The organism is Thorsellia kenyensis, from assembly GCF_042432445.1.
Lineage (GTDB): Bacteria > Pseudomonadota > Gammaproteobacteria > Enterobacterales > Thorselliaceae > Thorsellia > Thorsellia kenyensis.
Window position 1 is genome coordinate 77,048 of record NZ_JBHLXE010000111.1, and the last position, 14,686, is coordinate 91,733.

At 35.0% G+C, this 14,686-nt stretch carries 8 protein-coding genes and 1 pseudogene; 4 read left to right on the forward strand and 5 right to left on the reverse strand.

Features of this window, described 5'->3' with window-relative positions; all coding sequences use genetic code 11:
- Nucleotides 1-451: 451 nt before the first annotated feature.
- The 5 genes from ACFFIT_RS13050 to ACFFIT_RS13070 all read right to left on the reverse strand — a co-directional run bounded on the left by ACFFIT_RS13050 (nt 452) and on the right by ACFFIT_RS13070 (nt 8,146).
- A complete protein-coding gene (locus ACFFIT_RS13050) occupies nt 452-2,038 on the reverse strand; it encodes an ABC transporter substrate-binding protein (protein ID WP_385878333.1) in 1,587 nt (528 codons plus the stop codon).
- A gap of 258 nt (nt 2,039-2,296) precedes the next feature.
- Nucleotides 2,297-4,837: a putative ABC transporter permease subunit YbbP gene (gene ybbP, locus ACFFIT_RS13055; RefSeq protein WP_385878335.1), complete on the reverse strand. Its 2,541-nt coding sequence runs from the start codon at nt 4,835-4,837 to the stop codon at nt 2,297-2,299.
- Nucleotide 4,838: 1 nt separating this feature from the next.
- The gene (gene ybbA, locus ACFFIT_RS13060; RefSeq protein ID WP_385878337.1) at nt 4,839-5,588 is read right to left on the reverse strand and encodes a putative ABC transporter ATP-binding protein YbbA; all 750 of its coding nucleotides are present in this window, start codon (nt 5,586-5,588) and stop codon (nt 4,839-4,841) included.
- A 704-nt stretch (nt 5,589-6,292) separates the two neighbouring features.
- A complete protein-coding gene (locus ACFFIT_RS13065) occupies nt 6,293-7,051 on the reverse strand; it encodes a hypothetical protein (protein ID WP_385878339.1) in 759 nt (252 codons plus the stop codon).
- A gap of 171 nt (nt 7,052-7,222) precedes the next feature.
- Nucleotides 7,223-8,146: a hypothetical protein gene (locus tag ACFFIT_RS13070; RefSeq protein WP_385878340.1), complete on the reverse strand. Its 924-nt coding sequence runs from the start codon at nt 8,144-8,146 to the stop codon at nt 7,223-7,225.
- 674 nt (nt 8,147-8,820) lie between these two features.
- Between ACFFIT_RS13070 and ACFFIT_RS13075 the strand changes: the two genes are divergently transcribed.
- The 4 genes and pseudogenes from ACFFIT_RS13075 to ACFFIT_RS13090 form a co-directional block, all read left to right on the forward strand.
- On the forward strand, nt 8,821-9,561 hold the full coding sequence (locus ACFFIT_RS13075; protein WP_385878342.1) for a GDSL-type esterase/lipase family protein: 741 nt from the start codon (nt 8,821-8,823) through the stop codon (nt 9,559-9,561).
- Nucleotides 9,558-11,843 (forward strand): primosomal protein N', encoded by a 2,286-nt coding sequence (gene priA, locus ACFFIT_RS13080; protein ID WP_385878343.1) that lies wholly within the window; start codon nt 9,558-9,560, stop codon nt 11,841-11,843. Before ACFFIT_RS13075 ends, priA begins: the two co-directional genes overlap by 4 nt.
- A gap of 308 nt (nt 11,844-12,151) precedes the next feature.
- Entirely contained in the window at nt 12,152-13,960 is a 1,809-nt protein-coding gene (ptsG, locus tag ACFFIT_RS13085; protein ID WP_385878345.1) for a PTS glucose transporter subunit IIBC, read from the forward strand.
- A 411-nt stretch (nt 13,961-14,371) separates the two neighbouring features.
- Nucleotides 14,372-14,575: pseudogene (locus ACFFIT_RS13090) on the forward strand (GMC family oxidoreductase N-terminal domain-containing protein); the annotation flags it as partial.
- Nucleotides 14,576-14,686 lie beyond the last annotated feature (111 nt).

A 14,686-nucleotide genomic window follows, 5' to 3' on the forward strand; every position in this document is an offset into this window, starting at 1 on the left:
TATAACCTGCTTTTTATAAAAAAGTACAATTTTCACAAAAATATTAAAATAAATAAAAATAACTTAACTATTGTATATAAATACATCAAAAAATGATGATAGCACATGATGCATTTAGATTTTTGATTGATTTATAGTTTGTTATCCATTTTTCATTGTCTTGCACAAAATATTTGGCTATGAAAATGGCTCAAGAATTAGAATGTTGATGATAATTCAAAATACTTTTAATTTGAGTATTTAAAATCTTTTATCGGACCGTTAGATTTTAATTTAAATTAGATTATCATTTACTTACGAGTTAGCCTACTTTTTTTTAACTATAAGGTTATAGGTCTATTGGAGGCACTTGACTAAATAGTTAGAAATATTGCTTTAAAAATATAAAAACCACTTATCTTGTCGCTAAAAGCTAAAGAGCTAAGTGGTTTTTTTAACTGAGATTAAAATATTATTCGACGCTCACTTGGGAAAGATGCTGTCTAGCAAATGGGCTCGTCTGATATCCTTTCACTTCTTTTCTTAATAATGTCGAGGCTGTAGGATGCGCAAGCGGGATCCACAATGCTTGGTCATGAATAATTTGTTGCGCTTCTTCATACAGAGCAGTTCTGGTTGCAATATCAGATGTCGTTTTACCTTGTTCAATTAAGCCATGTAATTTTTGATCGCAAAAGCGAGCGAAATTTGTACCTGATTGCACTGCATTACAACTAAATTGAGGTGTCAAGAAATTATCCGGATCACCATTATCGCCACCCCACCCCATAAAGAGAATATCGTGCTCACCTTTTTTTGCTGATTGGATAAGTTCGCCCCATTCAATCACTTGGATTGAGGCATCTATGCCAACCTTTTTCAAGTCCGCCTGCAACATTTCAGCACCTAATTTTGGATTAGGATTCAATACACTACCAGTAGGTCTTACCCATATCGTCGTTTTGAATCCATCTTTTAATCCCGCTTGTTCAAGTAGAGATTTTGCTTTTTCTACATTATATTCATAAGGAATAATTTTGTCATTAAAACTCCACGTATTGGGAGGATAAGGCGTATTTGCTTCAATCGCTGTGCCTTCAAATACTGCTTGATTATAGCTTTTTTTATCAAAAGCATAGTTTACAGCTTGTCGTACCAGCACATTATCAAAAGGTGCTTTTTGCGTATTTAACGCCACATAGGCAGTAGAGAATGCAGGTACTTGGTTTACATTAATATGTTGTTTTTCAATCGCTAATTTAACGTCACTTGGCTTTGGAGCCACTGCGATATGGCATTCACCAGCTTCTACCTTTTGAGTCCTTACTGCAGCATCAGGAGTAATTGCATATACAAGCTGTTTAACAGGAGGTTCCCCTTCAAAATACTCTTTATGAGCAATATATCTTATATTCGCATCCTTTGTATATTGTCTTAATGAAAAGGGTCCCGTACCGATTGGTTGAGTATTTAACTCATTGAATCGATTCTCTTTGGCCAATAAATCAGCATATTCAGCAGAATAAATGGAAGTAAATCCCATCGTGAGTAAGGGTAAAAATGTTGCATCAGGACGCGTTAATTCAATTTTAACTTGGTGAGTTCCTGTTTTTTCAATCGACTTAATAAGTTCAGCTAATCCAAAAGATTGAGCATGTGGAAAACCTGTAGCTCCAACGACTTTATGCCAAGGATGATTTTTATCTAGCATACGATTGAATGAAAATAACACATCATCAGCGTTTAAAGTCCTACTAGGAGTGAATGATTTGTTTGAGTGAAAAACCACATTATCATGTAAATCAAATAAATAAGTTAAGCCATCATCTGAAATAGTCCAATTCTTGGCTAAGCTAGGTTTAACGGATTTTTCTGTTTCATCGTAACGAACCAAACCGTTAAAAATCACGTCCGCTGATGCTTGGGTAGTAACGAGAGAGTTAAACTGTACGACATCAAAACCATCGGGGCTGGCTTCAGTACATACTATAAGGTTATTAGCAAAGGCAGCAAATGGGGACAACAATAATCCTAAGCTTGCGACTATTTTTTTATTCATATAAACCTCTGATTTAGTCAATTAAACACATTAGATAAAAGTAAGCACTTGAATAATTTGTTTCTAACAAAATATCTTTTGATGGTAAAGGGTCAAAACTATTTAATCTAATAGCTTTTAGTTATGACCAATAACATAATGATCTTAAGGGCCGATGTAATCGATTAAAGAAAATCGTATTGACTCTGTAGCCCTTTTATATATCGTCTTAAGAGATCAGGTTATGATTACCTAATTCTTCCTTTTTCAAAAAATTTTTTATTGATTAAGCGCCCTTAAATTAGACTGATAGTTTACCAGTTTACGACTGAGCAGCCATCCACACAGCACCAATAAACCACTAGATGCTATCGGGGTAAATAGCCACAATTTAAAATTAGGTGTCCATGGAAAATCAAAAACATAAACATGTAATCCCCATAAAGCCACTTCAGCACCTAATATTGCTACTAACCCTGCTACCAATCCTAAAATTAAAAACTCAATCCAAATGGTTTTATTCAAAATTGAGCGACTCGCACCAAGTGTTTTATAGACTACCAATTCAATATGTCTTTGTCGCATACTGACTTGGACTTGTGCAAACATTAATAGCACACCACAAAGAATGACTAAAGCAGCCATAAATTGCAATGCACCGCTAATTTGACTGATGATATTACCCGCTAAGGTGACTAATGCAGAAACATCAAGTACTGAGACACTTGGGAATGTCCGTGAAAACTCCGCCATCATTCTCACTTTGGAGGAAGCATTTGCGTCTTCATTAGCAGTGACATTAGTAGCGTTTTCAGAAGATGCACCGTACTTATCATCAAAGATCAATGGAGTAATCCACATTTTAGTGTAAGCATCTAGTTGACCTTCAGGGAATATAAAGTAGAAGTTAAGCTGTAAACTCTCCCAGTCCACTTTACGTATACTAGTCACCTTAGCATTGAATATTCTACCTCCACTATCAAATGTTAGCGAATCGCCCAATGAAATTCCTATTTGTTCCGCAACACTTTGCTCAATAGATGTTTCACCTGGCTTGGGTGGCCATGTCCCTGCAATTAATTCATTTGTTTCTGGTAGTGTATTAAGCTGTGTTAGATTAATTTCTCGATTTAAAGCTTCAGCTCTTTGTGCTTTTTCGCCAAGCGCTGATTTAATTTCTACTCCATTTAGTTCAGTAATTCTAGCAAGTACAATGGTAAAATAATCGCGTGAAGTTACAATATCCTGATTATTCCAAAACTCATCAATCTGATTTTTTTGCCCCTCATTTATGTTCATTAATATATAGCTAGGCGTATCTTTAGGTAATTGAGCCTGCCAGCGATCTAAAAGATCGCTTTGCATTGCAATCAGGAGTGAAAGCAGCATAAATGAAAGTGAAAAAGCCGATAATTGGCTAAAAGTGATTCTGGGTTGATGTAAAAGACGATTTACCGCAAGTCTGAATGGTAAAAATGTTGATTTTATACTTCTGAGTAATTTCAATAATAACCATCCAACAAGACCTAATAACGCGGCTAAAAATCCAATACCCAACAACACAGACCAAACAATTTTATTAAATCCAACCAGACTAAATAGCAATCCAATCGAAAATAGCGTTATTCCTGGCAAATAAATTTTTAAAGGAATAAATGGTTTTAGTGTCGTCTGTCTTAAAACTCTTATAGGTGGTGTTACTAGTAACTGTAGATAAGGTCTTAAGCCGACTAAAAAAGCCATTATAATCAGACTCACTGCGGCCCATATCCATGGCTTAAATGAGGCTTCTGGTAAATCTTTTGGTAAGACATTCCTTAGTACATAAATTAATCCCTGTTCAGTTGCTATACCGAGTAGACCGCCTGTAGCAATAGATAAAATAAGTAACATGACCCATTGGCCAACTATCCATCGCCTCAATGTTTTATGTGTAGCGCCCATAGTTTTTAAAACAGCAACTAATTGATAACGCGTTTTCGTATAGTGCGTCATCGCAACCATCACAGCAGAACCACTAAGGAGTAGAGTTAAGATGGAACACAAAATCAAAAATTGTCTTGCCCGGTCAACCGTTCTATTCACACCAGAACCAGAGTCCCCCTCCCCGACAAATCGATAAGTTGCAGGTAAAATAGGTTTAAGGTAATCATAAAATCTATCGACCTGAGTTTTCTCTCCAGCCAGCATATATCTATAAGTCAAGCGACTACCTAATTGAACAGCCCCTGTTTTATCTATATCATCAATATGCATTAAGACTTTGGGGGCTGATTGAATCCCTGAAAATCCTGCGTCAGGTTCTTTAACAATTTTACCAATGATTGAAAATGTTGCATCGCCAATTTCTAATTGATCACCAATACTCAGGTTCAATTTAATCAAGATATCTTCAGCAACTAAAACTCCACCTTGCTGGACAGTCAGACCTAAGGGTTCAGTAACTAATTCACCATAAAGTGGATACAAATTATCTGTAGCTTTTACTGAAACCAACAAGGGTGGAGCTGCCTCTAATGGGTCATAGGGAATACTTTCATCGGCTAACGCAACAAAAGCCATTGTTTGAAAACTCAGCTGGCGGCTTATTTCTAGATCAAATGAATAAGCTTTTTGCAACCACTCCTCTTGTGCTGGTCTTGTAGATCGTAAAACCAGGTCACCCGCCATAAACTCTTTGCTATAGATGTTTAATCTTTGTTCAAGCCTATCACCTAAGCTACCTAAGGCGAGTATTGCAGCCACAGATAAACTCATGGCTAACCAGACAATAATTAGTGAAGGTGTTTTCCACTCTCTTATAAACCATCTAAAAATCATATTAAGCCTCGCCACTTATTGTTGAGCTTTGAAGCATTGACACATCAATTAACTCTCCACCCACTAATTTCATTTGCCTGTCACATCGTCTCGCCAAACTTTCATCATGAGTGACTAGAACAAGTGTCGTCCCATTTTTTTTATTCAATGTAAATAATAGATCTGCTATTTTTTCACCAGTTTGCCTGTCTAAGTTTCCTGTAGGTTCATCAGCGAATAGGATTTGAGGTTTTGAGATAAATGCTCTTGCTAAAGCCACTCTTTGCTGTTCACCGCCTGATAATAGTGAAGGTAAATGGTTTAGCCTTTTTTCTAGTCCAAGAGAACTTAACAGTTCTGTTGCTAATTTTTTTGCATGAGTTTCATCATATTTATTTTCATTATTTTGGGGTTTTAGCATCATTGGCAATTGAACATTTTCCAGGGCGGTCAATGTAGGGACTAGCAGGAATGATTGAAAAACAAAACCAATACCCTTAGCTCTGAGAAGAGCGCGTTCATCTTCATTCAACTTATTTAATGATTGACCAAGTAAAGATACTTCGCCTGAGGTGCCATCATCTAATCCCGCTAGAATCGCAAGCAGAGTGGATTTACCAGATCCAGATTCTCCAATTAAAGCGCAGCTTTCTCCTGATTTTATAGTTAAATTAATGTTCTTTAATATTGTAAGAGTATCATTACCCTGTTCGACCGTTTTTTGTAATTTTTCAACGTTAACTACGTAGTTCGTTTGTTGTTCTGTACTCACTTGATTTCCTTTTTATTGTGACTTTTAATTAGAATAAATTGTGTTATAAACCTTTGGTATTGGATTGAGATGTATTTATTTAAAAGATAATCATTTTTAAAAGTCATTTCCATATCTTAATATGCTTAATGTGTTCAAATCTACTTTCACTTTATGTTTTAAAAAAGATATCTGATGCTTTTTGAACGATAAATAATTCAACTTCCGATAACTATGAATTAAGTTTTTTTACACGCTAAGTTGATTACACGGTGATACACTCTAATAGACTTAAAATAATCATTACTGATACTCTATCGTTTTTTTTATAATTTGTCTCTTACCAAATTTTAATAAACTCATAATCCCTTTTAAAGTCTTTTCTATTCAATGATAGAAAAAATTTAGCCGATTAGAGCAAAAGGGAGGAGTATTAACTGAGGAAGAACTACGTTTAATTTTGATAGTTATCGATGGGAGTTCATCACGTAGCAATTCAATATGCTGAGGAAATACAACGATAGTCGCTACCCCACAATCTATATGATTTGTTTCGCAAGATCTAATTTGGTTTGGTTCGGTTTTATTTGGTTTGGTTTGGCTTGGTTTGGTTATATTTAATTTCAATTGGGTGTTTTAAATTACTTTACACCTAGATTCAATTTAAACATTACTTTTACTGATTTAATATCATTGTAAAAGTAATGCTTCAAAATCCTGCAATGTTATGATCCGCTAGTTTGATTTGTTATTTTCTTATATGAATCAGTGATCCAATGCTTAAATATAATATAGTCTAAGTTATTGTAAACATAAATTCTTTTCACAAATTCATCATCTAAGATTTCACTACCTGGATTCTCTTCACTTTCTTTTTTATAATTATTTAAAAATTCAATACTATTATCGTGAGATTCAACAATGATCGCATCAGCAAGTTCTTTCTTTAATGTTGTTATAATTGCACCTGGATAAACTTCTTCTTCAACTTTAACTAATTTAGTTAGTACAATATCATCAGTTTTCATCTGTTCTACAAACCTTCCATCTGCTAGTGTTATTTGATACCCAGCGAAAGGATAACTTTCAAAATTTACTTGATTTGTAGAAGTTTTAGTAATTCGCCAAAATGAAAACAAGGTATTTGGCAACTCTTGTAAAAAGGCTTTCTGAAAAGGTTTCAATTTCCAGCTATTTTTTTCTAGATATTCCAACGCTAAAATAGTAAATGTATCTGAACCTTCGTTTTGATATCGTTTAGAACACATGACTTCCATGATATACCCATACACATCTGCAGCCATATCATTATCAGCAAGTGTCTTTGTTAAGTGTGCTGGTTCAATATCCATTGAATTAGCTACATTTAACAGAAAATCTCTTTGAGTGATTAATAGTTTTTCTTTCCAAGGATCACGCTCAGAATATTTCATAATTGCTTTATACGCATTAGCAATTTGCCCTATGTTTTTTTCATAACTCATTTAACGTATTCTCATCAGAATTGATTTCTAATCATTATTATTTATTATTTTTATAAGACTTTTGATTAGACTGTATAGTTGGAGGGTAAAAACTTAATACAGCAGGCTTAAAAATAAGCCTGCTGTATATCATATATAATATTCAGTAAAAAATGAATATTATAAGTATGATTAGATTACAGCGATGTCTTGGTCAACATAGAAAAGGACATCTTTGTGAGTATAAACTGCATAATCACCTTCTGTACCTGATTTAGTGAAGCCTTTAGAAGTAAGGTTAAGATCGATTTTTTGACCTTTGTCACCATTAAGAACAAATACATCATCTTCTGCAACAGATAATACTTCATCAACTGATAATCTTAAAGTTGAACGCGAAGCGTTAAAGTTTTTCGCTGAAACATTTTTAAGTAAATCAGAGAAATCCATGTTTTTGAATTGGCTGAAGAAATCACTGAATTCGTCGCCGATTTCTTGTGCGCCTTCTTTAAATGCAGCACCGATATCTTTACTGTTAGTTATGATTGTTTGAAGGATATCATTGAAATCATATTCAACTGAACCATAAGCATAAGTTAAGTCACCTAAAACCGATTCAAAAGCACTTGATAGGTTTTTACCGATCATTGTGCCACCTTGAGTAAGAGTAGAGAATGCATCTTCAAAACTTGCAGCAATTTTACCAGCACTTGATCCTGAAGTAGTTAAAACAGCGTTACCGCTAGCAATTAAATCAGTAAAGATGTCACCGATATTTTCAACAATATCACCACCATTTTTGATTTCATCAAAGTTGTTTTTGATGCTATCGATAGCATTTTTACCGCCATCATAAATAGATTGGAAAATGATTGTAGTTTCGCCGATAATGATTTTTGCATTATTAATAATGCTGTTAGTAACCGCAGTAGTAACTAATGAGATAACTGCGAATGAACCAGCAAGAGTAGTACTTACATTAGCTAAAGTATCTGAAAACACGCTTGTGATGTTTGATACTGAATTTTGAATGTCAGTAAACATATTGTTTACAGAATTGAACACTTGGTTTGCAGTGTTTGTCACTGATGTAAAAACGTTTGATAAAAAATTCATAGGATTTTCCTGTATCAATATTTTTAATATAAAAAAAATTAGCTAAATCACACTTAGATAAAATGAATATGCATTTTGCTAATAATGATCTAATAATATTTGTATGAGGCCAGATGATTAATTTATACAGCTTATACTCTTAAACTTTCATCTATTAAAACCAACATACTTTACAATTATATATCAATAATTAAACCTTAATGTAATTTTTTACATTTCTTTTTCGTATTTAGATCATTACTTATCAATTTATAACTAAATGTAAAATTTAATTACAAATAAATCACTTTATTTTAGTTTTTTGATTTATTTAAACGTCTTATTACTTACTCTTTAGTTTAGGTCTATATAAGTTGGGAGTGAATAAACCTCGTTGAATGAAAATATTTACCCTGGAATAATTCAAATTGATAGCTACTCAATAATTTTTTCCTTTTCTGCGCAAAATCTGATATCTTTGTGTTACCTTATCTATATTTAATTCCGTAGAATATTGCTTAAAAGCATATGAAAATGAAATATTTTCCGTTACCTCCAAAAAACTTTTTCCCATAAACTAAACAAGGCATGATATGTTGGTATTTAATTTGAATAAAAATTTTAACTATCAAAAAAATAAAGTTTCTAGATCTCAATGTAACAGTTTAGCCACTTTGTGTTTCTATAAAAAACTTTTGACAAAATTTACTTTACTACTCTTATGTATTGGACTCGTTCTAAATCCGACAAAAAGCTATGCTAATGATTCAGTTCAAAAGGAATTGACTACTAAGCAGATCCCCACACTACTCATTTTAGGCGATAGTTTGAGTGCGGGCTATAGACTCTCTTCTGAAGATAACTGGCCCACTTTACTGAATATAAAATTTCAGGCTATGAATGAACAACAGTTAAATGATCAACAAAAGCTTTCAGAAGAAAGTTCTTATTTGATTTATCCCTATATCGTAAATGGGAGTGTAAGCGGAGATACAGCAGAACAAGCACTTGCAAGACTTCCGAACTTATTAACAACGCATTCACCCGATTTTGTTTTAATTGAATTAGGGGCTAACAATGGAATGCAAGGTCTTTCGCTTGCTAACCTAAAAAATACCCTTGATGAAATTGTCGTTAAGATAAAACAAAGCGGTGCAAAGCCAATATTAATGCAGATTGATATTCCCCAAAACCTTGGTAAAAGATATGTGACCGGTTTTAAAAGTGTTTATCCCAAAGTTGCCCTAACTCATAATATACCGCTGATTCCCTTTTATATGGCCGATTTAGTTGCTGCGAATGAAAAAAATGATTTTTCTTTTATTCAAGATGATGGTATTCATCCTACTAAAGAAGCTCAACCTTTTATCGTGGATTGGATGATGACTCATCTAGTCATGGCTCTTTTACCCTCTAGTTCAACAGCAGCAGAATGATAGAACAACGTTTCGTTAATGTGGCCATTCAAACGCCTCTTTACAATACATTTGACTATTTATGGCCTTTTAATGAAGATCCTATTATTGGAGGGAGAGTAGTCATTCCTTTTGGGCGACAAACCAAAGTAGGAATAATCCTCTCTCACTCAGATAAAACAGATATTCCAACTACTAAAATTAAAGCAATCAAAAGCATTATTGACAGCTCACCTGTTTTTGATAAAGATATGCTTAAGATGCTATTTTTTGCTAGCCAATACTATCAGCACCCTAAAGGTGAGGTTCTCTTTCATGCCCTACCTTTATTGCTAAGAGAAGGAAAACCTAACGAATTAAAAAAAGAAACAGTTAAAATATGCAGATTAATAGAGTCGTATAGCTCAAATCATTCTTTTGCAATTGAAGCCGAACAATTAGAAACGCGAATTGCTGATGCTGATTTACTGAATAGAGAACTTAAACGTGCACCTAAACAAAAAAATTTATACGAATTATTAAAAAATAGCTCATTTCCAAGTATTGAACTAAAAGAACTTGGTCATTCAACTGCAACAATTAATGCCCTTAAAGCAAAAGGAATCATTGAAGAGGTAGCGATTGAAGTTGCCCCTTCTGAATATCCTGCAGACGCACATTGGACTAAGACTTACTCAGGTGCAAATAATGCATTGACTCTCAACAAAGAACAAGCCACTGCAGTTGGCGTCATCGCAACACTTAAAGAAAACTTTAATACATGGCTTATTGAAGGAATCACAGGCTCTGGTAAAACAGAAGTCTACCTACATTTAATTGATACAGTCCTAAAAGCGGGTAAGCAAGTTCTTGTACTTATTCCTGAAATTGGATTAACCCCACAAACAATATCTCGTTTTAACGCTCGTTTTTCTGTTCCTATCGCTATGCTACATTCGAAATTAAATGATAATGCGAGACTAAAAGCATGGCAGCAAGCTAAAAGCGGAGACATTGCGATAGTTATTGGTACACGTTCAAGTGTTTTTACTCCTTTTAAAAACCTAGGACTAATTATAATCGATGAAGAACATGACAGTTCTTATAAGCAGCAGGAAGGTTTTCGTTATCATGCAAGAGATATTGCTATTACAAGAGCTAAGCCCTTAAATATACCGGTCATACTAGGTACAGCAACACCTTCTCTGGAAACACTTCATAATACAAAAATAGGCAAATTTAAACTTCTGTCATTAACCAAAAGAGCAGGTAATGCAAGTTTACCTAAACAGCATTTAATCGATTTAAAAAATCAACCATTAGAAGCGGGCCTGTCTCATCCATTGATACAAGTGATGCGTACACATCTGGCTTCTAATAATCAAGTGCTGTTATTTTTAAATAGGCGAGGCTATGCGCCTGCTTTATTATGCCATGAATGTGGTTGGATAGCTGAATGTAGGCATTGTGAAAAATCTTACACCCTACATCAAGCAATTAACAAACTCAGATGCCATCACTGTGATCACCAAATCAAAACACCCGTTCAATGCTATAGCTGTGGCAGTACGCAACTCATGCCAGCAGGAATAGGCACTGAACAATTAGAAGAAAAACTTACTCAACTATTTCCAGGAGTGCCTATCAGTAGAATTGATAGAGATACAGTAAGTAAAAAAGGGGAGCTTGAAGATGAACTTGAACTCATTAATCAAGGAGGAAGAAGAATTATCGTCGGAACACAGATGCTTGCTAAAGGTCATCATTTTTCAGATGTAACACTCGTTGCCCTCTTAGATGTAGATGGCGCTCTATTTAGCGCTGATTTTCGTTCAGCAGAGCATTTTGGTCAACTATTTACGCAGGTTTCAGGACGTGCTGGCAGGGCAAGCAAACCTGGAACTGTATATTTGCAAACACATCATCCAGAACATCCTTGGCTTACAATGCTCTTTAAAGAAGGTTACAAAGGATTGAGTGAAATGTTATTAAAAGAGAGAGAAGAAACCCTTCTACCTCCGTTTTCTCATTTAGCTTGTTTGAGAGCTGAATCCATTCAAAGTCAATTAGCTAATCAATTTTTAATGGCTATCAAAAATGAACTAAAAGCATCGCCCTATTTTGATAATAATCTATGGATTTTAGGTCCGGTCCCCTCTTTACTTGCTAAAAGACAAGGCCGCTTTAGATGGCAACTTCTCATACAACATAAAGACAGACAGAAGCTTCATCAGCAGTTAAATCTATTGAATGCAATTCTTAGTCATCAAACTACAGGAAATAAACTTCGCTGGTCATTAGATATCGATCCTCTAGATAATTAACACTTTATCACTCGCTTCTTTTGCTATAGTCTATTTGCATTTAAATAGGTACTACTCACAATTAAAAGTATGAATAATGTCGATTTTATCAAAAACTTTTACTTATTCTCTTTTTTTTAAGAATAAAATAAGTTTTTTAACGCTATAATGTAACAGTTTGGTGTCTTACTAACTAAGATTCAATTAACTTGTAACACCTTTACTTATTTTTTAGCAATAAGTAATCAGCTAAAATAGCCTAGTTTTTTGAGTCTTTTTTGAACTTGTTATCTTTTATTATATTGAACAACCCTTTAAGGAGTTTATTTATGTTTGGAAACCTCTTTGCTTCCTTGCAAAAAGCAGGTAAAGCATTGATGCTACCCGTCTCCGTTTTACCTGTTGCAGGTATCATGCTTGGTTTCGGTGCTGCTGATTTGTCACCTGTCTTTCAATCCAATATTCCAGGCTTTCTTCTTACTATTCAACATTTATTAAAGGTTGCTGGTGAGTCTGTATTTGATCAAATGCCACTTTTATTTGCAGTCGGTGTTGCATTAGGCTTTACTAAAAACGATGGTGTGTCCGCTCTTTCTGCTATTGTGGGTTATGGCATCATGTCTGCCTCAATCGTCGTTGCAGGTCCTGCATTTAACGAAATATTCTTTAATTACGATGTAATAAGAATTGCCGCTGAAATGGAGGCCGCTAAAGCAGCTGATCCTACTCTACCTGCACCCGCCGTCTCTGTTGCTAATATCTTTAATACAGGGGTACTTGGTGGGATCATAGTGGGTGGTATTGCTGCATGGTCTTTCAATCGCTACTACAATATTAGACTTCCTGAATATTTAGGTTTCTTTGCAGGTAAACGTTTTGTGCCTATTATGACAGGATTTTTATCACTTTTTGTTGGTATCTTTTTAGCCATTGTTTGGCCTCCTATTGGTACCGGAATAAAAGTTTTCTCTGACTGGGCTGCTTCTGGAAACCCTGTTGTCGCATTTGGTGTTTACGGTCTTGTTGAAAGAAGTTTACTTCCATTTGGTTTACACCATATATGGAATGCTGCATTCTTCTATGAGGCTGGATCATGTGTAAACAGTGATGGTGAACCTTTGCGTGGAATTATGACCTGTTTCCTTTTTGCTGATGATGCATCTAGAGCTGCTGGAAATGGATTTGGTCAATTAGCGGGTGGATTCCTGTTTAAAATGTTTGGTCTACCTGCTGCTGCAATAGCCATAGCCTTAGCTGCTAAGCCTGAAAACCGTAAAAAAGTTTTAGGAATAATGATTTCTGCTGCGTTGACTTCATTCTTAACAGGCATTACTGAGCCTATTGAATTTGCATTCTTATTCTTAGCGCCGCTTCTTTATGCAGTCCATGCGGTATTAGCTGGTTCAGCGTATGTTATCACTAACTCATTAGGCATAGTACATGGACATACTTTCTCAAACGGCTTCATTGACTTTGCTTTATTATCATCAAAATCTGAAAATATAATTTTGCTTGTATTGATGGGATTAATTTATGCAGCTATCTATTTTATCGTGTTTACATTCATGATAAGAGCGTTCAATCTCAAAACACCTGGTCGTGAAGATGATGATGGCTCTGCAGCTGAACCTCAAGTCAAATCATCTAAAAATGGGAAATCTATTGCTGCAGATTTAGTTGCTGCATTTGGTGGTAAAAGTAATATCACTAATCTTGATGCTTGTATTACTAGACTTCGTGTTTCTGTTAAAGATTCGGCTATAGTTAATCAAGATCAACTTAAAGCCCTTGGTGCTAAAGGTGTAATTATGGTTGCAGGTGGTGTCCAAGCGATTTTTGGTACACAATCTGATAATTTAAAAAGTGAAATGGATGAGTGGATGCAACAAGATCACTCTGGTTCTATGGCCGAAGAGCTCGTTAAAGCATTTGGTGGTAAAGCTAATATCACTAATTTAGATGCGTGTATTACGCGTTTGAGAGTTTCTGTTAATGATGCTTCTCTTGTAAATGAAGATAAGCTTAAACAACTTGGTGCTAAAGCTGTTATCATTGTTGCTGGAGGCGTTCAAGCAATTTTTGGTACGCAGTCAGATAATCTTAAAAATGAAATGGATGCTTGGTTAGAAAATAACTAATTTATCCTCTAAATTAGATAGGGAGATGTATAGTTCTCCCTATCTAATAACAACTAATATATAGCTAGTTTCCCCTATCCTATTTAACTTCCTTGCCTTTTCTCGTTTTTTATTTACTCGCATATTTGGCTTTTGCTGTCGCGTAGCTATGCGCAGATTAATTCTATTAGCTAGGATTTAATTTGATAATTTGCCATCACTTCTAACGCTTTAATCATATAGGAGTGTTCGAGCCCTGCTCCTCCATGCGCACTACAAGTGTGAAATAGCTCCTGCGCAATTGACGTATTAGGAAAGAGAGACCTAACTGTTTTGCTGTATCTAACGCAATTCTTAAATCTTACATTTCGCTGTTCAAAAAATGATTAACAACTATCCTAATTGATAGGGATGAGATAAGAAGCTGAATAAACCCAAATGCCTGCGGCATTGGCGTATCCTCCTTAGGAGACGCGTTACAACTGGGCGTATAAAACTGATCCAGAGCCACATATGAATAATAGGATAATAGATTGCGCTAGAGGAAAAAGATTAGGAGGTTCCTCTTTAATCAATTGAATGTGTTACATTCGAGGAAATCCCCTAGACTATGATAACTGGTCACTACAGGAAGGGTAGCAAAGTTGGTCATATTTAAACTGTTTACCCTATTTTAAGAAGGGCGAATTATCGAGTAGAGCCCAGGAACCTCCCCTGAACCCTCTCACAGAACCGTACGTGAGCCTC

Coding starts and splice junctions, on each gene's coding strand:
- ybbP (WP_385878335.1), bottom strand. CDS start 4,837: ATGATTTTTAGATGGTTTATAAGAGAGTGGAAAACACCTTCACTAATT.
- ptsG (WP_385878345.1), top strand. CDS start 12,152: ATGTTTGGAAACCTCTTTGCTTCCTTGCAAAAAGCAGGTAAAGCATTG.
- ACFFIT_RS13070 (WP_385878340.1), bottom strand. CDS start 8,146: ATGAATTTTTTATCAAACGTTTTTACATCAGTGACAAACACTGCAAAC.
- ACFFIT_RS13050 (WP_385878333.1), bottom strand. CDS start 2,038: ATGAATAAAAAAATAGTCGCAAGCTTAGGATTATTGTTGTCCCCATTT.
- ACFFIT_RS13065 (WP_385878339.1), bottom strand. CDS start 7,051: ATGAGTTATGAAAAAAACATAGGGCAAATTGCTAATGCGTATAAAGCA.
- priA (WP_385878343.1), top strand. CDS start 9,558: ATGATAGAACAACGTTTCGTTAATGTGGCCATTCAAACGCCTCTTTAC.